We start from the raw sequence: 19,263 nt of genomic DNA, 5'->3' as shown, positions 1-19,263 counted from the left end.
CAGTGCACCACTGGCCGCCCACCAAGGACAATCCTCAAACCGTTATAGTCACCATAGGACAAACCTCTACAAAGCGAGCGCCCATGGCCACCCCGACCGTACGACAGCTGCAGTACTTCCTCACCGCGGCGCGGCTCGGCACGTTCTCCGCGGCGGCCGCCGAACACCACATCGCGCAGCCGAGTCTGTCGGAGCAGATCTCGGTCCTCGAGGCCAACCTGGGGCTGCGGCTGTTCACCCGCACGACGCGGCGGCTCCTGCTCACCGGCGTGGGCAAGCAGCTGGTCCCCCTCGCCGAGAAGACGCTCGCCGACGTCGACGAGATCGCCGACTTCGGGCGCCGAGTGGGTTCGCTCGAGGAGGGCACGGTGCTGTTCGGCACCTTCAACAGCGCCCACCTGTACCTCCTGACCGACCTGATCCGCGAGTTCCATTCGCGGCATCCGGCCGTGAAGGTCAAGGTCACCGGCTTGAACTCGTCCGAAGTCGCCGAGTCGGTGCGCAACGGCGACCTGGAGGCCGGGATCGTCCAGCTGCCGATCGACGACCGACAGCTGCGTCTGATCCCCGGCATCTTCGTGGACCACGTCGTCTACGTCTCGCGCAACCCCGAGCACACCCGCGCCCCGATCGACATCCGGACGCTCTCGACCCGGCCGCTGATCCTGTCCGAGGCGCGGTGGTCGCTCGACGATCCGCTGCGCGTGTCGCTGCTGGAGCGCGCGCAGGCCGCGGGCGTACGGCTCGACCCGATCATCGAGGTCGAGTTCCAGACGCACGCGCTGGAGCTCGCGGCGCAGGGCGTCGGAGACTCGCTCGTGTCGTACCACGTCGGCCGCTCGGTGATCGCCGAGCGTGGGCTCTACATGACGCCGCTGTCACCCGCCGTCGAGGAGCACTACGCGTTCGTGACCCGCCGCGCCGGCTCCATCTCGCCCGCGACGGCCGCGTTCATGGCGCTCGCCCGCCAGATCCTCGCCGGCCTGCAGGCGCCTCCGCCGACGGCGGGCTGACCCGGGCGCACGTCGTTTCGACTCGCTGCGCTCGCTCAACGCCCGGCCCACCTCCCGGTCGTTGAGCGAGCGGCGCAGCCGCGAGTCGAAACGCCCCCACCCACCTCCCCCGGTCGTTGAGCGAGCGGCGCAGCCGCGAGTCGAAACGCCCCCACCGCCCCGGTCGTTGAGCGAGCGGCGCCGCCGCGAGTCGAAACGCCCCACCCACCCCCGACCATCGGCTGGTTTTTCACGACACGCGTGGCCACGCGTCACGGCACCGAAACGCACGGCATCCATGATTGCGGGATGACGCACAACGAGCCGACGTCCGGGCTGGACCCGGAGGACGCCCGCGAGAACGCGCGCGAGCTGACGGGCGATCGCACCGAAGCGGTGCAGGACTTCTCCAGCGAGGATGCGGGCTACCACAAGACCCTGCGCCCGCGACAGATCCAGATGATCGCGATCGGCGGCGCTATCGGCACCGGTCTGTTCATGGGCGCCGGCGGCCGTCTCGCCTCGAGCGGACCGTCGCTGATCCTGGTCTACGCGGTCTGCGGCTTCTTCGCATTCCTCATCCTGCGCGCGCTCGGGGAGCTCGTGCTGCACCGCCCGTCGTCGGGGTCGTTCGTGTCCTACGCCCGCGAGTTCTACGGCGAGAAGCTCGCGTTCGGCGCCGGGTGGATGTACTTCCTCAACTGGGCGATGACCTCGATCGTCGACGTGACCGCGGCCGCCCTCTACGTCAAGTTCTGGGCGCAGTACTGGGAGCCGCTGCAGCAGATCCCGCAGTGGCTGATCGCCCTCGTGGCCCTGGTCGTCGTGCTGTCGCTGAACCTGGTGAGCGTCAAGCTCTTCGGCGAGATGGAGTTCTGGTTCGCCCTCATCAAGGTCGCGGCCCTCGTGATCTTCCTCATCGTCGGCACCTGCTTCCTGATCTTCGGCGGCGCGACGGATGTCGGGCCCACCGGCTTCAGCGTGATCTCGGACAACGGCGGTCTCTTCCCGATGGGTGTCGTCGCACCCCTGCTGGCCATCTCGGGCGTGGTCTTCGCCTACGCGGCCATCGAACTCGTCGGCACGGCCGCCGGCGAGACGGAGAACCCCGAGAAGGTCATGCCGAAGGCGATCAACACGGTCGTCATCCGCATCGCCGTCTTCTACGTGGGCTCGATCCTGCTGCTGTCGCTGCTGCTGCCGTTCGGCACCTACGAGGCCGGGCAGTCGCCGTTCGTCACCTTCTTCTCGCACATCGGCTCGCCGCAGACCGGCGCGATCGCCGGCTCGGTCATGAACTTCGTCGTCCTCACGGCGGCGCTGTCGAGCCTCAACGCGGGCCTGTACTCGACGGGCCGCATCCTGCGCTCGATGTCGGTCAACGGGTCGGCGCCGGCGTTCACCGCGGCGATGAGCCGCAACGGCGTGCCGTACGGCGGCATCCTGCTGACGGCCGTCATCACGCTCGCGGGCGTCGGCATCAACGCGCTCTGGCCGTCGCAGGCGTTCGAGATCGTGCTGGAGGTGTCGGCCCTCGGCATCATCGGTGGGTGGGCGACGATCATCCTCTGCCAGCTCAAGCTCGTGAAGTGGGCGAAGGAGGGCAGGCTCCAGCGGCCGTCGTTCCGTCTGTTCGGGGCGCCGTACACGTCGTACCTGACGCTGGCGTTCCTCTTCTTCGTGCTCGTGACGATGGGCTTCTCGGAGACGGGACGGTGGGTGCTCGCCTCGCTGATCGTGCTGATCCCGGCGCTGATCATCGGCTGGTTCGCCGCCCGCGGCAAGATCCAGGCGGCCGTCGCCGCGCGCGAGGGCTACACCGGCACCCATCCGGTCATCGCCGAGCGGCAGGCGACCGAAGCGGCCAAGCGGCGCCGCTGAGGTCGCGGCACGACCTGGCAGACTGGGCGCATGCGACGCTCCCGGACTCCGCGCGTCGCGCGGGGTGCCGTCGTCGCCTCCGTCGCGACGTTCACGGCGCTCGTGTCGCACGTCGTCGCCGGCGGGTCGGTTCCCGGACCGTTCGGGATCGTCGCCCCGTGGATGCTGGCGCTCATGGTGTCGACGCTCCTCGCCGGCCGGACGCTCTCCGCGGTGCGACTCGGGCTGAGCGTCGTGGCGAGCCAGCTGCTGTTCCACACCCTGTTCGTGATGGGCGCCCCCGTCTCGGGCGCCGCCTCGGCGATCTCGCACCACGATCACGGTGCGATGGCGATGTCCGCGGATGCCGTCACCACCACGTCTGCGAGCGCACTCGTGTCGGCGCTGTGCGCCGACCCGCTGATGTGGGCGCTGCACGCGGCGGCCGCGCTCGTCACGACCGCTGCGCTGTACCGCGGCGAGCGCACCATCCGCGCCCTGCTGCAGCTGGCCCGTGACATCCGCGCCTGGGCCCGCCGCGCGGTCGCGCGGGCCCGTACCGTCATCGCCCGTCCCGTTCCCGCCGCCCGTGCGGCCGACGCGGTCGCCTGGAGGGTGCGCCCCGCCGCGCACGTCGTCGACGGTCGCCGCCGCGGACCCCCGCTCGCCCCCGCGCTCTGATCCCTGTCCCCGCCCGCGACGCGATGTCCGGGCGCGGATCCGCTGTGCGCTCGCACCTGCGTCGTGAGCGCGCGATCGATCGGTGGTCGTTCCATGTCGTCTTCCCGTTTCCGCACCCGTCTTCGCACGCTGCTGCTCGCCGTGGCCCTCGCCGGCACGTCGGTGCTCGTCACCGCCCTGCCCGCGGCGGCCCACGATGAGCTGCTCGGCAGCACCCCGGCATCCGGGGAGGCGCTCACCGACGCCCCGGCGGAGGTGACACTCACCTTCTCGGCCGACGTGCTGACGATCGGCGCCGCCGTGATCGTCGCAGACGGAGCGGACCGCGACTGGGTCGCCGACGCCCCCGTCGTGCGCGACGGCACGGTGACGGTGAGCCTCGACCCGCAGCTGCCGACCGGCGGTTACGAGATCCGCTGGCGTGTCGTCTCGCAGGACGGGCATCCGATCAGCGGGATCATCCCGTTCACGGTCGGCGGCGCCGAGCCGTTGACGCGGACGCCGGCGGCCACGGCCCCGTCGACATCGACGGATGCCGGAACGGCCGCGGACGCACAGGACACCACCGCACAGGATCAGGGCGCACGAGAGGACCAGGGGATCATCCGGATCCTGCTGGTCGGCGCGGGCGGGGCGATCATCGCCGTCGCCGCCTACGCCGCTTTCCACTTCCTCCGCCGAAAGAAAGGCACCTCCTCGTGAGCATCCACACCACCACCCGCACCCGCCTGACCGTCGCCGCCCGCGCCGGCGCTCTCCTGAGCGTCGGCCTCCTGGCCTTCGCGGGCTGCGCCAGCACGAGCTCCTCCGCCGGATCGACGCCGTCCGCCTCGGCGACGAGCGCCGACGCCGGCGCCGCCGTGACGATCTCCGACGCCTGGGTCAAGGCTGCCGACTCCGGCATGTCCGCCGCCTTCGGCACCCTCCGCAACGGCTCGTCCGCGCCGGTCACCCTCGTGTCGGCGACCTCCCCGGCCTCCTCCATGCTGCAGTTGCACGAGACCGTCTCCGACGCCTCGGGCGCGATGGTCATGAAGGAGAAGGACGGCGGTTTCGTGATTCCGGCCGGCGGTGAGCTCGTGCTGCAGCCGGGCGGCAACCACATCATGCTGATGGACCTGACCGCGCCGCTGAAGGCGGGTGAGGAGACCCGCTTCACGCTGACGTTCTCCGACGGTTCCACGGCGGCGTTCTCGGCCCCGGTCAAGGACTACTCCGGTGCCAACGAGACCTACCAGGGCGGCGAGATGGACATGAGCCCGAGCCCCACGCCGAGCAACTGATGGCCGCGCCCGACACGGGCGCGCGTCGATCGGCGTCGACCCGGCGGCAGTTCCTCCTCGGAGGAGCTGTCGCCGGCGTCGGCGCCGCCGCCGCCATCGGCATCGACCTCGCCCTCACCCCCTCTCCCGACGCGGCCGCGCCGGCCGCGGCATCCGTCCCGCTCAACGGCACCGAGATCGTGCCGTTCCACGGCGTCCACCAGGCGGGCGTCGACACCGACGCGCAGGCGCACGGGACGTTCGTCGCGCTCGACCTGCACGCCGATGTCGACCGCGACGACCTGCGCCGCCTCCTGCGCGTGCTGAGCGATGACGCCGAGCGGCTGACGCAGGGGCGGCCGGCCCTCGCCGACTCCGAACCGGAGCTGGCCGCGGCGCCCGCCCGCCTCACCGTGACGTTCGCGTTCGGACCCGGGCTCGTCTCCCGGGCGCAGGGAGCCGCGCCGAGCTGGCTGCGACCGCTGCCCGCGTTCGGCATCGATCGCCTCCGCGACGAGTTCAGCCACGGCGACCTGCTGCTGCAGATCGCCGGCGACGACCCGCTGACGGTCGCCCATGCGACGCGGATGCTGCTGAAGGACGCCCGCAGCTTCGCCGAGGTGCGCTGGACGCAGCAGGGGTTCCGCCGCGCCTACGGCACGGTCGCGCCGGGCACGACCATGCGCAACCTCTTCGGCCAGGTCGACGGCACCGCGAACCCTCAGCCCGGAACCGGCCACTTCGACGAAGTCGTCTGGTCGGATGCGGGGTGGATGGCCGGCGGCACGGGCATGGTCATCCGCCGCATCCACATGGACCTCGACAAATGGGACAGGCTCGACCGCCCGGGACGCGAGGACTCCGTCGGGCGCACGCTGTCCAACGGCGCTCCGCTCACCGGTGCGGCCGAGCACGACGAGCCCGACTTCGATGCGAAGACCCCGGTCGGCTTCCCTGTGATCCCGGAGTTCTCGCACCTGCGCCGCTCGCGGCCCGATGATGCGAGACAGCGGATCTTCCGTCGCGGCTACAACTACGACGAGCGTCCGGACGGCGGACAGGTGTCCGACTCGGGGCTGATCTTCGTGTCGTTCCAGGCCGACGTGGACGCTCAGTTCGTTCCCATCCAGCGGCGGCTGGACGAGCTCGACCTGCTCAACGAGTGGACGACACCGATCGGCTCGGCGGTGTTCGCCGTCCCACCCGGGTGCCGGCCGGGCGGGTACATCGGGGAGACGCTGCTGGCGTGACGATGCGGGCCGACGGCAGCCGGGCTGGCGCGCCGGTAATAATGCGGAGTCGACGGCGCGCACGGCGAATCCTGCCCCTATCCTGGAGCGGCGCGAGGTGCGGCACGTCCACCGCCGGGGGGGCCGGCTCGAAGAGAGGTGTCCTGGGGATGGTGGATGCGGCATCCGTCGCCGTCGTCGACGACCACGAGCTCGTCGCGATGGCGGTGCAGAACCTCCTCGCCGCGACGCCCGAGGTCAGCTTCGTCGGTCACGCCCGCACCGTCGACGAGCTGGTGCGCCACCCGCGACGTGCCGAACTGGTCCTGCTCGATCTGAGCCTGCGCGACGGATCGCATCCGGCGGACAACGTCGCGGCGCTGCGCCGCTGGGGCGCCCAGGTTCTCGTGCTGACCTCCGGCGAGGATCCGTACCTCGTGCGCGCCGCCTCACGCGCCGACATCCGCGGCGTCGTGAGGAAGTCCGCGCCGTCGGCAGGGCTGCTCACCGCGATCGTGTCGGCGTCGCGCGGCGAGCACGTCTCGACGGCGGAATGGGCCTCGGCGCTGGACACCGATCCTCTGCTCGAGGGCGCCCCGCTCACCGCGCGCGAGCGCGAGGTCCTGGCGCTGTACGCGTCGGGGCTGGGCGCGCGGGACGTCGCGACTCGGCTGTTCATCTCCGAGAACACCGTCAACGATCACCTTCGCCGCATCCGCTCCGTCTACCATCAGCTGGGCCGCCCGGCGGCGACGAAGGTCGAGCTGTATCAGCGGGGCCTCGAAGACGGCTACGTGCCGGTACCGCGGCGTGAGTGACGCGGATGCCGCTGAGCGCGCCGCTCGGCGGGTGCTGCTGGCGACCAGCGGCGCGATGGTGGCGGCGGTCGGCACGTTCAACCTGACCGTCGTGGCCCGCGAACACCCCGTCCTTCCCCTCTGGTATCTGATCATCGTGGTCGCCGCCACGGCCATCACCATCGTCGGCGGGGCGCTCTCCCCCCTGCTGGGCACCCGGATGCTGCGCCGCACGGCCGGCGCTGCGACGATCCTGTTCTGGGCCGCGGTCATCCTGTTCGCCCCGGCGGCGGCGACGTCGGAGGTGGAGCGGATGCCGTGGGTGCTGACGGCATCCAGCGCCGCCACCGCCTGCGCGCTCGTCGCCTTCGGCCCGCGTGCGGGGTGGGCCACGCTGGCGATCGGGACTCTCGCGGGGGCGACGTACCGTCTCACGTTCGGAGGCTTCGATCTGGACGGAATCGTCAACGACTCGCACGCGCTGCTGACCGCGGCCGTGGTCTGCGTGCTCGGCGGCCATGTGCTGTCGGTCGGCGCCGGCCTGGACGCCGCCGCAGCGGAGCGCCGGGCCGCCGCGGCCCGCGAGTCGGCCGAGCGGGGTCGCCTGGCGGCGCGGACGCACGCGGCCGCCCTCGTCCACGACGAGGTGCTGGCGACGCTCGTGCTGGCCGCCTCCGAACTGCCGGTTCCGCTCGATCGACTCGCCGTCCAGGCGCGGCGTGCGGCGGGGATGGTCACGTCGCTCGTCGACGACGGCGCGCGCGAGCCTCTCCCGCTGGATGCCGAGCTGGTCGTGGAGACCCGCCGGCAGGGGGCAGAGCTGACCTGCGACATCGAAGGTCCCCTCCTCCTCGACGACGGTGCGACCACGGCGATGCTGGGGGCGACGCGTCAGGCGCTGACGAACGCGGCCCGGCATGCACCGCTGGCGCGGCGGCAGGTCCATCTCCGTTCCCGCGACGACGACGTCCGCATCGACATCGTCGATGACGGCCCCGGCTTCGAGCTGGCCCGGATCGACGACGACCGCCTCGGCATCCGCCAGAGCATCGTCGCGCGCATGGAACGCGTTCCCGGCGGCGCCGCCGAGATCGTCTCCACACGAGGCGTCGGCACGCGCGTCACGCTGCGGTACGCGCCGCCCGCGCCGGGCGTCCAGATGGCGGCGGTCACCGACTCCGCGGCGCTGCGACGCGGTGTGACCCGCATCGGGGTGGGCTACGTCGTGCTGCAGTCGTTGTGCGCGATGGCAGCGACGGTCGTGGCGCCGCACACGTGGGCGCTGCAGGTGGCGGCACTGGCGGCGATCCTGGTCACCGCCGAGCTGCTGCGCCGCTCCCTGCCCGCCGAGCCGTCGTGGGGCCGGTCGATCGGCGTCGTCGGGCTCGTGGTCGGTGGCACACTCGGCACCGTCGCGGTCGCCCCGCTGACCTACGGCACCCTGTGGCCGGTGATGGCGCTGTCCTTCCTGCTCGTGCCGCTGGCTCTGCGAGGGCGCGGGGGCACGGCGCTCGTCGGCGCCGCCCTGGTCGTCGGTGTCCTGATCGCCGCGGGAGCCGCTCAGGGCGTCGCCCCCGGCCAGATCCTCCAGCTGATCACCCGCCCCGGACTGGTCGTCGGCGTCGCCGTCCTGATGCTGCACGTCATCGCGCGCATGCAGCGGGGCATCGTCGTCCTGCACCATGAGGCCGTCGCCGCCGCGGAACGGCAGAGCTGGTCGATGTCGGCGCGTGCGGAGCTGCGCGAGCACGCCGACGATCTCGCCGCCTCCGTCGTGCCCCTGCTGAACCGCATCGCCGAAGGGCGGTCGCCCTCACCCGAGGAGCGGCGCGCCTATGCGGCGCAAGAGGGCCGACTGCGCGACGACCTGCGCGCCGGCGCGCTGGCGCGTGAGCCGCTGCGCAGCGCCGTCGCGGCCGCGCGCGCCCGCGGCGTCGACGTGGTCCTGCTCGACGACAGCGGCGCCGCCGCCGCCGACGACGGGATCGATGCGGCCGTGGGGTGGATGGCCGAGAGCATCTCCGATGCGCGCCGGCACGTCGTCGGACGCTTGCATCCGGACGGACGAGCCGTGCGGGCGACCATCGCGATCGACGGCCGCCCGCACGTGTTCGATGCCGTCAGCGGTCACGACCCGTCGAGGAGCTTCCACGGCGAGTAGTCGTGATCGAGCACCGACCGATCGGGACGCTGTCCCTGCGACCACCAGCGCGCCTCGTACCCGCTGCCGTCGTACAGGACGCGATCGCCCTGGTTGTAGAGGCCGGTGGCGGACCATTCCGGGTAGGTGCCCTCCGGCAGCTGCGGCAGGGTGAACGGGCGGTCGCTCGAGAGCACGGGGCCCACGTAGGTCCACGCGGATGCCGCGGCATCCAACGAGGGGTCATCGGGCTGGGGGCCGTCCTCGTTCCACCACTTGGACACGTAGACCGAGCCCCGCCAGACCACGAACACCCCTGCCGAGTAGAACGACTGCGACGTCCACAGCGGGAAGGGGCTGGTGGCGGCGTCGTCGGGGACGATGGGACCGTCCTGCGGAGCGAGGGGCTCCCCCGACGGCGTGCCCGTGTGCCCGTCGGCGAGGGTGCCGGCGAAACTCACGCCGGCCTGATCGACGCCGCTGCACAGGGGCGAGACCCGATGCACGAGCGGGTAGTTCGATCCGCAGGTGCGGTCGCGGTTGAGGGACCACATCGACATCCTCGCGATGCCCTGCGCGGTGGCGTAGTCGGCGAGCGCCCGGGCGTCATCGAGCGTGAAGACCTCGCGCTCGATGTCGCTCTGACCGATCATCGGGGTCGCTCCCAGCAAGGCCCGCGCTCCGCCCGGCGGCAGGGTGCGCCCGTGGGCGTCCCACAGGTCGGTGACCTGCCGGGCGGTGGCGTCCAACGCGCTGATCGCGAGCGACGACGTGGAGGCGGCGTGATCGTCGGCGTTGAAGTCCATCGTCATGGCGTTGACACCGGCGATCTCGACTCCCCCGTCGAGCATCGCCGAGACCTGCGCGGACCCTTGGGCGGTGAGACCGTCGGGCGCCACGGGCAGTGTGAGCCACACCTGCAACGACGTGCCCTCCGCGCTCCGCTGCTTCTGCAGCTGTGCGATCGCCGCGGCACGTCGTGCCGTCGCCGCCGCGTCGTCGAGAGCATCCCCTTCGATGTCGAGGTCGACGGTGTCGATGCCGTACCGGTCGAGCACGGTGCGATACGCCGTCGCCAGGGCGTCGACCGTCGCACACGCGGAGGCCAGCTCGGTGTTGAGGGCGCCTCCGAACGACACCGCGAGCGGGCGCCCCTCGCGGTGCATCCGCTCGACGCGACGATCGAGCTGGAACCGCTGGGCGGCGTCGTCGAGCGTGTACGTGCGTCCCCACGTGGGCGTGCAGTCGTCGTCACCCGCGGCGACGACGAAGGCGAGGACCAGTCCCCCGGGGGCATCGTCCATCGTGCTGCGCGACAGCTCGTCGCCGGATTCGAGCGTCACGTCGTAGTACGGCGCGAACCAGCGGTGGGCGGCGTCGGCGCCGGCCACCGCCGGCGGCAACGCCGGGACGAGGGCGGCCGCGGTCGCGCCGAGTCCCAGCGTGACGACCACGGCCATGCTGAGGGCGAGGCGCCCGAACGAGAGCTGCCGTCCGGCGAACCGCGAACGCCGGGGCGCGTGCACCGGGCTCATGAGAGCGCTCCGATCGCGTCCAGCGGCCCGTCGTCGAGGACCGCAGCCCACCGCGGAGAGGAGGCGGTGGCGGGCGCGGCGGCATCCTTCTCCTCCACCCAGATCCAGTCCATCCACGCGAACCAGAGATCGGATGCCGTGGCACGCACGCCGATGAGACGCACGATGGCCCACAGCGTCGCGATCGTGGTGAACGCCGCGAAGACCGCGGTGCCCCATGCTCCCGCCATCCCGGCGCGCACGCCGACAGCGCCCGCCACGAGTACCAGCGCCAGGGGCGCGACGAGGAAGAAGGCCGGAACGCGGGTGCGCGACGACACTTTCGGCGTCCGCGCGAACTGCGCCTTGCGGCCGGTCAGGACCTGCAGCACCGACGCCGCACTGCCGGCGAGATTGACGGGCAGGAGCAGGAGGTTGAGTCCGTAGATGGCGACGACGTCACGCCGGTGGTAGCCGAGCATGCGCAGATCCGACGCCATCTCGACGAAATAGGGTAACGCGATCAGCATGAGCAGGATGGTGACCAGCTGCCCGTCCATCGGGTAGAGCGTGAGCACCGCGAGCAGGCCCACCGTGACCCAGGAGATCGAACCGAGGTAGTTCAGTCGGAGCAGCCGCTCGGCGGCCCGCATCGGCTCGCCGCCGCGGCGACGGCGAGCGGCCAGGGCGCGCAGGGCGGGGATGATCAGCAGCCCGCCGTCCGCCCAGCGGCGACGCTGGATGACGAGGGAGCCGAAGTCGGGCGGTGTGGCGCTGTAGCTGAGGCGCTCCGGGTAGTTCATCAGCGTCCAGCCGTGCTCGGCGATGTCGATGCTCGACTCGGTGTCCTCGATGGCCGTCCGGTCGGAGATGTACCGCACGATGCGCGTGCCGTCTTCCACCGACTCGCGTCGCAGCGAGGTCAGGGCCTGCCAGCGCAGCACGGCGTTCGCGCCCACCCAGAACGTCGCCCCGAACGCCGTGAGACCTTGGTGCACGACGTGCTGCAGGTCGGTCGTCGCCCCGGCGATGCGTTCGAGCCGGGTCGGAGCCCCGCGGTAGGCGGAGTAGGGCGTCTGGGCGACCGCGACGCGCGCGTTCTCCGGCTGCTCGAGGGTGTGGACCAGCGTCGCGCAGTACCCGGGCAGCAGCATCGAGTCGGCGTCCAGGGTCAGCACGTAGTCGGGTTCGGCCACTTCGAGGGTGCTGCGCCCGGCGCCGGCATCCTCGAGGACCCGCTGACCGCCCACCCATCGCTCCCGGTAGCGACCGCCGATCAGGCCGAGGTACGCGTTCAGGTTCATGGCCTTGTTGGACACGTGCGACAACGAGGCGTAGCGCCGCCGCTCGAAGGTGGAGGCGTCCACACCGAAGATCCGCACGAGGCGGCTGACAAGCTGATGCGCACGCGCGAGCGTCAGCGGCGCCGCCCCGCTCTCCGCGGCTTCGAGCAGAGCCGCGGCCGTGGCCTCGAGATCGGATGCCAGGCGCCGCAGCACCTGCTCGACGAAGAAGACCTCGACGTGCGTCCGGGTCGGCGCCTCCTCGGCGCGTGCGTGCAGCCACTGCGCGCACGCCGCATGCTCGCGCATCACGAGCTCCGTCGCCGCGGCCGCGGAGAGTTCGCCCGCGCGGATGCGGGCGGCGGCGGCATCCACGCGCTCGAAGACCGGACGCAGTGCGGCATCCAGCTCTCCCGTCAGGGCGCGGCACCCCTCCAGCCCGGCGCGCGCCGCGTCGTCGGCGGGGTCGGGGTCGTCGTCCAGCAGCAGCACGACGTCGAGCCGCGGAAACTCCTGCAACGCGACGGACCAGAGCGCCATCCGCACGAGGTCGGGATCCTCGCGTCGAGAGGGCAGCAGAGCGGTCAGCAGGGGTTCGTGATCGAAGAAGTGCTCGTCGATCACGATCCGGCGGGGGCGGCGATGATCCGCGAGCCGAGGAAGAGCGCCCGCCCGCGCGAGCAGATACATGCAGGCCGAGAACGTGAGCGCGGTCACGGAGACGAGGAACAGCGTCGTGGCCAGCAGCTGGGTGGAGTCGACGAGCGCACCGCCGCGAGAGAGGGTGACGATGACCGTCGTGAGGTAGAGCATCCACAGCACCACGCACGAGATCAGGGCGATCCGCGACCGCGCGATACGGGCCGTGGAAGGCCGTGCGTGCTGCGCCGGCTGCGGTGTCGCGTCGCGATCGGTGCCGCCCTGGCGGCGGCGGGCTCGGGTGACGGCGGTGTCTGAAGTCATGGTCGACGTTCCTTCGACGGGGGGCCGCGGCGTCGGGTCGCCGCGGCGACGTGCCCGACAAGTCCCAGGTCGGTCACGGTAGGGCCATCGTGCCGGGCGCGGCCGTCTCGTAGCGGCCGTTTCAGCCACCGGAATCGGTGGTTCTCCGCGGGCATCGGGGTCGCCGTGGCACTGGTGATCCTGTTCGTGATCGGCGCCACCCTCGTGGATGCGGCGCAGACCTGTGCACGCCTCGGAGAGGGCGTGCACACCGTCGGCCCCGCGACGTACACCTGCGGACTCGGCTCCTTCTACGTCCGCTACGGCGGCTGACCGGCAGCCGCCGACGACGAAGGCCCCGACATCCGCGTGATGTCGCGGGCGTCGGGATCTTCGTGGCGGACTCAGAGAATGACCTCGATCTGCGCGCCCTGCTCGGCCTCGGCTGTGAGCGTGATGGCTCCGCGACCGGTGCGACGTACGACCGCCAACGCGCGGCCGTCGAAGGTCGTGTGACGATCGGTGACGAAGCTCTCCTCCGTCTTCGGGTTCGCCGATCCGAAGCCCTGGAGGACGGCGGGACCCTCCAGGCGCACAGCGATCGACTGATCCTCGCCCGTGATGACCGTCCCACGACCGTCGGTGAGGGCGAGCATGACGAAGGAGAGGTCGTCGGCCCCGCTGTCGACCTCTGCATCCAGCCTCCGCGGCGTCCCGCCGGCGTGCAGCGCGTACCGGCCCACCTCGGCGCCGCCGAGGTACGACACCGCCTCGAGCGTCCCCGAACGGTAGACCGTTTCGAAGTCGGCGCGGAAGGCCTTCGTGACGCCGATCGGCTGGCGGCCGATCTCCTCGCCGTCCAACAGCAGCGCCACCTCGTCGCCACGACCATAGACCTCGACATGCACGGGCTGGTTCTCGAAGCCCGTCCACGTCCAACTCGACACCGAATCAGTCCAGGCCCACGGAGTGGCGAAGGCCACGGTCTTGCCGTGGTGCTGCGGCCGCTGGACCGCGATGTAGGGGTCGGTGCGGAGCCCGAAGACGATCTCCCGGTAGAACGAAGCGGGGCGACGGTGACCGATGATGTCGATGTCGCCGCAGTAGGCGAGCAGCCACGGGTAGTCACGGGCGACGCTCTGCTGGGAGTTCTTCAGGTCCTCGACGTAGTCGATGCCGCCGATGCCGGCCTCGCCGATGTAGTCCCACCCGGTCCACGTGAAGTCGCCGATGACGCGCGCATCTGCCTCGACCAGCGCCCAGATCTCGTCGATCGCCGTCGGGAACGACTCGGTGCCGACAGTGATGCGCTCGGGGAAGCGGTCGCGGTCGAGCTCGTATCGCGCTTGCGAGTAGTTCATCCCTGCGACGTCGAGCACCGCCTGCGACTCCTCCGTGCGCACAGTGACCGGCTCGGAGACAGCGATGAGGCCCACGTAGTCGCCGAGTTGCGCCATCATCGTGTTGACGCCGCCGGAGGCCTGGTCGTCGGAGGGAGCTTGGACGCGCATCGCAGCGATGACGTCGTCCAGCGTTGCGACGAATCCGTTGATTCCGTTGGTGACCAGGCGCGTGGGATCGAGGGTCCGGATGTGCTCCGCGATCTTGCGGCTCTGCACGGCACCGAACGGGGTGCCGTTCTCGGGGATTTCGTTGCCGATCGAGTAGAAGATCACGCTGGGGTGGTTGATGTCCTTGGCCACCATCGACTCGACATCGCGCTCCCACCATTCGGGGAACTCGTAGGAGTAGTCTTCGTCGGTCTTGCTGACGGTCCAGGTGTCGAACGCCTCGTCCATGACGTACATGCCCAGGCGATCGCACGCGTCGAGCATCGCTCGGCTCAACGGGTTGTGTGAGCTGCGGATGGCGTTGAAGCCGGCCGCCTTCAACAGGCGCACGCGTCGTTCCTCGGCCGACGCGAAGGTGGCGGCCCCGAGAACGCCGTTGTCGTGGTGCACGCACGCACCGCGCAGCTTGACCGTCTTGCCGTTGACGCGCAGGCCATGCCGCGGGTCGACCTGGATCGTCCGTACCCCGAACCGGGTCTGGCGATCATCGACGACCCCCTCTCCTTCCCGCTCCAGCTCGACCGACACGTCGTAAAGGTGGGGTGTCTCGGCCGACCAGACCACGGGATCGCTCAGGAACACGCGCTGGCGCACCATCATCTGCTCGCCGGGCAACACGGTCACGGGGGTGTCCAACTCGCTCACCGCCGTGCCGGAGAACGACATCCGCAGGGACACGCGCCCGCGTGCGGTGCGGATACCGTCGTTGCGCACGAGCGTGGCGACCTCGACGACCGCCTCAGCCTCGCCCAGATGGGTCGTGCGCACGTGCGTGTGCGCTATGCGCATCCGCGACTGGGTCACCAGGTGCACCGGCCGATAGATGCCCGCTCCCGAGTACCAGCGCGCGTCCTTCCCGTTGCGGCACTCCACGACGATCTCGTTGTCGGCCCCGAACGTGACGTACGGATCGATGCGCACCGAGAACTCGGCGTAGCCGCTCGGCCGCTGGCCCGCCAGCGTCCCGTTGACGAAGACGGCGGCGTTGCGGTACACGCCTTCGAAGACGAGGGTGAGCAGTGCGCCTTCGTCTTCGGCCGGCACGAACAGCGTCCGGCGGTACTGGTAGGCCCCGCCCGGAAAGTGCCCGCTGGTTGCTCCATGCGCGAGATCGTCGCGGCGCGTTTCGTGGAGCATGGCATCGTGCGGGATGACGACCGGCTGCCACTCGGTCACTCCCGCTCCACCGAGCTCGGAGAAGACGCTGGCCTTCGTGCGGTAGTCCCAGCCTTCGGCCAGGGTCTGGATCGGCATGCGGTGGTGCTCTCTCTCGTAGGAACGGGCGTGTGACGGGTCGGGGTCAGGGAACCGACCGGATGAAGCGCACCGAGATCGCCGACAACACGACGACGACGGCGGTGATGACGAAGAGGATGCTGTAGTTGCCGGTGAACGCGATGACCCCACCGGCGACCGCCGGGGCGATGACCTGGGGTCCGGAGTTGGCGATGTTGATCAGGCCGAGGTCACGCGCGGCATTCTGCGTGTTCGGCAGCACGCGGGTGATGAGCACCTGGTCGACGGCGGTGTACATGCCGAAGGCGGACCCGAGGATCCCCTGGGCGATGAAGAAGCCGGTGAGGGTCGGGACGAAGATGAACACGAGGCACGCCGGGACGAACAGCAGGCAGGCCAGTCCGACGAAGATGCGAACCCGGCCGAAGCGGTCCGAGAGCACGCCGCCCACGATCGCGAAGATGAGTGTGAACAGTGCGGCGAGTCCAGCGACGGCGACGACCATCTGCGACGCGGCGTCCGTGCTCCCGTCGCCGACCCCGATGTAGTCGCGCAGCAGGTAGAGGTTGAACCCGCTGATGACGAAGTAGCCGAAGATCATCAAGAAGCGACCGGCGAAGGTCCACCAGAAATCGGGCGCAGTGCGCAGGCCGGGAAGGCGATTGATCGCTCGCTTCTGCTCACGGGAGAGTTCGAGGTTCTCGACCGGCGCGGGGACGTCCTTCGTCGTGAAGGCGAACAAGGTCGAGGTGACCACGAGCAACACGACGATGAGGAGGTATCCGACGAAGGCGGTCGGAGCCAGTCCGCCCAGCGTCACGCCGAAGACGGCGCCGACGACGCTGATCGTTCCGACGATCCCCGACATCGTCCCGCGACGGGCGAGCGGGACGCGCTCGGGGAGGACGGCAGTCAGCGCCGCCTGCAGGGCGCTCAGCGGAATCATGGCGAGAGCCCACAGGATGCCGGCCGCGATGAGGTTGTCACTCAACCCGAGCCCGATGAGCACGAGGCCCGAGGCGAGCCCGCCACACAGGATCCAGAGGTTGCGACGCCCCAGGAACCGGGTGCGCGTCAGATCGGACAGGCGACCCATGACAGGCTGCGCGATCAACGGCACGAGCGAGGCGATGCTCAGCACGAGGCCGAGCGCGCCCGCGGCCTGGAGAGGGTCGGTCACGATCTCTGCGATCTGACGTCCCAGGAGGACGGAGATGACGGCGCCCCACACCGATCCGATACCGATCAGCGCGATCGGGTACGCCACCCACAGCCATCGGCTCATCGTCGTCGGAGCGCTCGCGTCGGCAGTCTCGACGACAGGCTCGGGTGCCGGCACGGCCGACCGCGCGGCGGCGAGTACGGCAGCGGCGTCGTCAGACGAATCGGGAGGGATGGTGGTCATGGTGGCTCCTCGGCACTGAGTAGTTCGCGGCCTCGACGCCGCAATTATCGAGCGTGAATGTTATTCACGCTCGTGAATAGTACAGTGGGTATTCACGACCGTCAAATCACGAGCCGGAGGCGCGATGTCTCGCCGTCAGAACGCACCCTCGCGGTCAGCCGGACGAGGGCCCGGGCAGAGCGCCGGCATCGACGCTCAGCGCATCGTCGAGGTCGCGCGCGGCCTGGAGCCGCACTTGGTGACGGTGCAGGCGGTCGCACGAGAGCTCGGCGTCGACCGCAGCGCCGTGCACTATCACGTCAAAGATCGCGAACGACTGCTCGAGCTCGTGGCGCGCGACGCCTTCGCCGCACACTTCTCGCAGTTCCGATTCCCCTCCGATCCGAGCTGGCAGGAGGGATGCCGCGCCTATGCCCGGGCGCTCCGCGACGCCCTCGTGTCGACGGGCAGTCTTGTGGCCTACTTCCGGTACGACCTCGAAGGCGGACTCGACCTCCTCCGACCGTCGGAGCTCCTGCTGGAGATGATGCTCGACGCCGGATTCGCGCCCGCGCACGTCGCTCAAGCGTCTTTGATGCTGGCGAACATCGCGATGTCGCTGGCCAAAGACATCATCTTCATCCAGACGAGTGGCCACCACCCGCAACCCGGCATCCTGCGCGCTGCCCTGCGCTCAGCACCCGAGGAGGAGTTTCACGCGTTGCGGGTGATCATGACCTCGAGTTCCGACCTCGACGACGACTCGTACGGTGAGCTGCAGTTCGATTTCGCCCTGGATGTCTTCATCAGCGGGCTGGAGCGACTCCTCGCACACGACGACGAAAACCGAGCGCCGCACGATGAGGGTCACGGATCCGGGCATTGAGCCCCACGCTGCCAGCGGCTCCCGGCGCCGCTGGCGCGGGCGCTTCGAAGGCACCCCATGGATCGACCGGCCCGCCGCCGGCGATGAGCTTCGCGGCATCCGCGGGGCTCACGCCGCGTTCATACTTTCGTCGTCTCGCCATCCGTGTGGCGCGACCAATAGCGTGAGGTCATGGAGTCTCCTCAAACGCCGGCGGCCGATGCCCGTGACGCGCCACAGCTGACTCGACGTCAGGTCGTCGGCGTCGCCGGAGCGGCCGCCGCGACCTACGTTGCCGGGTCAGTCGTTCTGGGCGCCGCCCCAGCAACAGCCGCGGGGACCTGGACGCGCGCCCAACACGATGCACTCCCGATCGCGTGGAATCATCCGTTCACGCAACGAGCAGAGACGCGCCTGGGCGTGGACGGTTACCCGGAGCCCAGCTATCCAGGTCATCGTGGCGTCGACTACTACGTCACGCCGCGCGCAGGCACGCCTGCGTGCGCGGTCGCAAGCGGAGTCGTGACCGGTGGGGGTTACGAGCCGAGCGGGCGCGGTCAGTTCGTGACCATCAACCACGGCTCCGGCGTCTTCGGCGACTACTGCCACTTCATCCAAGGCAGCACGAGTGTGTCGATCGGGCAGAACGTGAGCGGCGGCACGGTGGTCGGCCTCACCGGCTTCACCGGCTACCTTGATCCCCCTGAGCGCGAGAACTCGCATCTTCACCTGCGCCTGTACCTGAGCGACGGAACCAACCTGAATCCGATTTGGTTGGTCACGAACGCCCCGCTCGCCGGGGACAGCCCGACAGGCCCGCCGCAGAACCCCGGAGAGGACGAACTCATGTACAAACTCATCACGTTCGCAGAGAACCAGCAGGTCTGGATCGTCGGCATCAGCGGTAAGCGCAAGTACATCCCGAACACCTACCACCTGAGCCTGCTGCAGCGATTCCTGAAGGGTGACAGCCTGCTGGGCGCGGAACTCGACATCATCGCGGGGTATCAGGCAGCCGTCGCTCCCTGAGCGAACCTCGCGTCGACGCTCCTCCCGAGCGCAGCCCGCCCTGGCACCATCCTCCCCGGCACGCGCCGAGGCTGCGCTCGTTTGTCCCCCCTGACCAGGTGGTGGTCCGAGTAGAAGCAGCAGTCGACGAGTGGCCGACCGCTCATCGCATCCTCGACGACGAGGGGAAGGCCGGGGCGGAGGCGCGAGGCGGATGCAGGGAAGGAAGAACCCCCGCGATCCCAGTGTTTCCAGGGGATCTGCGGGGGTTCTCCGTGGCGGTGACGGTGGGATTTGAACCCACGGTAGGGGGTTACCCTACACAACTTTTCGAGAGTTGCACCTTCGGCCGCTCGGACACGTCACCGCCGTATAGCTTACGACACTCCGCGGGGCGCCGCGAACCGAGGAGATGTGGGATGCCGAGGAGCCCGTCGCCCGGAAAGCTCCTCGGATCGCGTCATCTCCTCGGAATCGACGCGGTGGGTGTGGCCGGCGA

General features: G+C 70.2%; 15 protein-coding genes and 1 tRNA gene. 11 read left to right on the top strand and 5 right to left on the bottom strand.

Annotated features, from left to right (window positions below):
- Positions 1-83: 83 nt before the first annotated feature.
- From KY498_RS13375 to KY498_RS13340, 8 genes are all read left to right on the top strand, one after another.
- Complete coding sequence (locus tag KY498_RS13375; RefSeq protein WP_191009135.1) at positions 84-1,013, top strand: LysR family transcriptional regulator; 930 nt, start codon at positions 84-86, stop codon at positions 1,011-1,013.
- Between the two features lie 288 nt (positions 1,014-1,301).
- Positions 1,302-2,873: an amino acid permease gene (locus KY498_RS13370; protein WP_060960593.1), complete on the top strand. Its 1,572-nt coding sequence runs from the start codon at positions 1,302-1,304 to the stop codon at positions 2,871-2,873.
- Between the two features lie 30 nt (positions 2,874-2,903).
- The gene (locus tag KY498_RS13365; RefSeq protein ID WP_191009136.1) at positions 2,904-3,533 is read left to right on the top strand and encodes a hypothetical protein; all 630 of its coding nucleotides are present in this window, start codon (positions 2,904-2,906) and stop codon (positions 3,531-3,533) included.
- A 93-nt stretch (positions 3,534-3,626) separates the two neighbouring features.
- Positions 3,627-4,235 carry a copper resistance CopC family protein gene (locus KY498_RS13360; protein ID WP_191009137.1) on the top strand — a complete coding sequence of 203 codons (609 nt, stop codon included), beginning with the start codon at positions 3,627-3,629 and terminating at the stop codon, positions 4,233-4,235.
- Entirely contained in the window at positions 4,232-4,816 is a 585-nt protein-coding gene (locus KY498_RS13355; RefSeq protein WP_223848749.1) for a copper chaperone PCu(A)C, read from the top strand. The genes KY498_RS13360 and KY498_RS13355 overlap by 4 nt, the downstream gene beginning before the upstream one ends.
- Positions 4,816-6,045, top strand: coding sequence for a Dyp-type peroxidase (locus tag KY498_RS13350; RefSeq protein ID WP_191009138.1), 1,230 nt, complete (start codon positions 4,816-4,818; stop codon positions 6,043-6,045). The genes KY498_RS13355 and KY498_RS13350 overlap by 1 nt, the downstream gene beginning before the upstream one ends.
- Positions 6,046-6,194: 149 nt before the next feature.
- Entirely contained in the window at positions 6,195-6,842 is a 648-nt protein-coding gene (locus KY498_RS13345; protein WP_101306957.1) for a response regulator transcription factor, read from the top strand.
- Complete coding sequence (locus KY498_RS13340) at positions 6,835-8,982, top strand: ATP-binding protein (RefSeq protein WP_191009139.1); 2,148 nt, start codon at positions 6,835-6,837, stop codon at positions 8,980-8,982. The genes KY498_RS13345 and KY498_RS13340 overlap by 8 nt, the downstream gene beginning before the upstream one ends.
- Here KY498_RS13340 and KY498_RS13335 read toward each other — a convergent pair.
- Positions 8,949-10,496 carry a carbohydrate-binding protein gene (locus KY498_RS13335; RefSeq protein ID WP_191009140.1) on the bottom strand — a complete coding sequence of 516 codons (1,548 nt, stop codon included), beginning with the start codon at positions 10,494-10,496 and terminating at the stop codon, positions 8,949-8,951. The two genes, KY498_RS13340 and KY498_RS13335, sit on opposite strands and share 34 nt — an antisense overlap.
- Complete coding sequence (locus tag KY498_RS13330; RefSeq protein ID WP_191009141.1) at positions 10,493-12,721, bottom strand: glycosyltransferase family 2 protein; 2,229 nt, start codon at positions 12,719-12,721, stop codon at positions 10,493-10,495. The genes KY498_RS13335 and KY498_RS13330 overlap by 4 nt, the downstream gene beginning before the upstream one ends.
- Before the next feature lie 165 nt (positions 12,722-12,886).
- Between KY498_RS13330 and KY498_RS13325 the strand changes: the two genes are divergently transcribed.
- A complete protein-coding gene (locus KY498_RS13325) occupies positions 12,887-13,033 on the top strand; it encodes a hypothetical protein (RefSeq protein ID WP_191009142.1) in 147 nt (48 codons plus the stop codon).
- A 71-nt stretch (positions 13,034-13,104) separates the two neighbouring features.
- Here the strand turns inward: KY498_RS13325 and KY498_RS13320 are convergent, their stop codons facing one another.
- Positions 13,105-15,525: a glycoside hydrolase family 2 TIM barrel-domain containing protein gene (locus KY498_RS13320; RefSeq protein WP_191009143.1), complete on the bottom strand. Its 2,421-nt coding sequence runs from the start codon at positions 15,523-15,525 to the stop codon at positions 13,105-13,107.
- Positions 15,526-15,571: 46 nt separating this feature from the next.
- Complete coding sequence (locus KY498_RS13315) at positions 15,572-16,912, bottom strand: MFS transporter (RefSeq protein WP_060960585.1); 1,341 nt, start codon at positions 16,910-16,912, stop codon at positions 15,572-15,574.
- A gap of 124 nt (positions 16,913-17,036) precedes the next feature.
- Here KY498_RS13315 and KY498_RS13310 point away from each other — a divergent pair, with 124 nt between their 5' ends.
- Complete coding sequence (locus KY498_RS13310; RefSeq protein WP_219879411.1) at positions 17,037-17,777, top strand: TetR/AcrR family transcriptional regulator C-terminal domain-containing protein; 741 nt, start codon at positions 17,037-17,039, stop codon at positions 17,775-17,777.
- Positions 17,778-17,948: 171 nt separating this feature from the next.
- Complete coding sequence (locus KY498_RS13305; RefSeq protein ID WP_082734246.1) at positions 17,949-18,785, top strand: M23 family metallopeptidase; 837 nt, start codon at positions 17,949-17,951, stop codon at positions 18,783-18,785.
- Positions 18,786-19,040: 255 nt separating this feature from the next.
- Here KY498_RS13305 and KY498_RS13300 read toward each other — a convergent pair.
- Positions 19,041-19,131: transfer RNA gene (locus KY498_RS13300), tRNA-Ser, on the bottom strand.
- Positions 19,132-19,263 lie beyond the last annotated feature (132 nt).

The organism is Microbacterium sp. PAMC21962, assembly GCF_019443465.1.
Taxonomy (GTDB): domain Bacteria; phylum Actinomycetota; class Actinomycetes; order Actinomycetales; family Microbacteriaceae; genus Microbacterium; species Microbacterium hominis.
This window is presented reverse-complemented; position numbering and strand designations above follow the sequence as displayed.

Coding starts and splice junctions, on each gene's coding strand:
- KY498_RS13315 (WP_060960585.1), bottom strand. CDS start 16,912: ATGACCACCATCCCTCCCGATTCGTCTGACGACGCCGCTGCCGTACTC.
- KY498_RS13305 (WP_082734246.1), top strand. CDS start 17,949: ATGGAGTCTCCTCAAACGCCGGCGGCCGATGCCCGTGACGCGCCACAG.
- KY498_RS13335 (WP_191009140.1), bottom strand. CDS start 10,496: ATGAGCCCGGTGCACGCGCCCCGGCGTTCGCGGTTCGCCGGACGGCAG.
- KY498_RS13310 (WP_219879411.1), top strand. CDS start 17,037: ATGTCTCGCCGTCAGAACGCACCCTCGCGGTCAGCCGGACGAGGGCCC.
- KY498_RS13370 (WP_060960593.1), top strand. CDS start 1,302: ATGACGCACAACGAGCCGACGTCCGGGCTGGACCCGGAGGACGCCCGC.
- KY498_RS13320 (WP_191009143.1), bottom strand. CDS start 15,525: ATGCCGATCCAGACCCTGGCCGAAGGCTGGGACTACCGCACGAAGGCC.
- KY498_RS13330 (WP_191009141.1), bottom strand. CDS start 12,721: ATGACTTCAGACACCGCCGTCACCCGAGCCCGCCGCCGCCAGGGCGGC.
- KY498_RS13365 (WP_191009136.1), top strand. CDS start 2,904: ATGCGACGCTCCCGGACTCCGCGCGTCGCGCGGGGTGCCGTCGTCGCC.
- KY498_RS13345 (WP_101306957.1), top strand. CDS start 6,195: ATGGTGGATGCGGCATCCGTCGCCGTCGTCGACGACCACGAGCTCGTC.
- KY498_RS13375 (WP_191009135.1), top strand. CDS start 84: ATGGCCACCCCGACCGTACGACAGCTGCAGTACTTCCTCACCGCGGCG.
- KY498_RS13350 (WP_191009138.1), top strand. CDS start 4,816: ATGGCCGCGCCCGACACGGGCGCGCGTCGATCGGCGTCGACCCGGCGG.
- KY498_RS13360 (WP_191009137.1), top strand. CDS start 3,627: ATGTCGTCTTCCCGTTTCCGCACCCGTCTTCGCACGCTGCTGCTCGCC.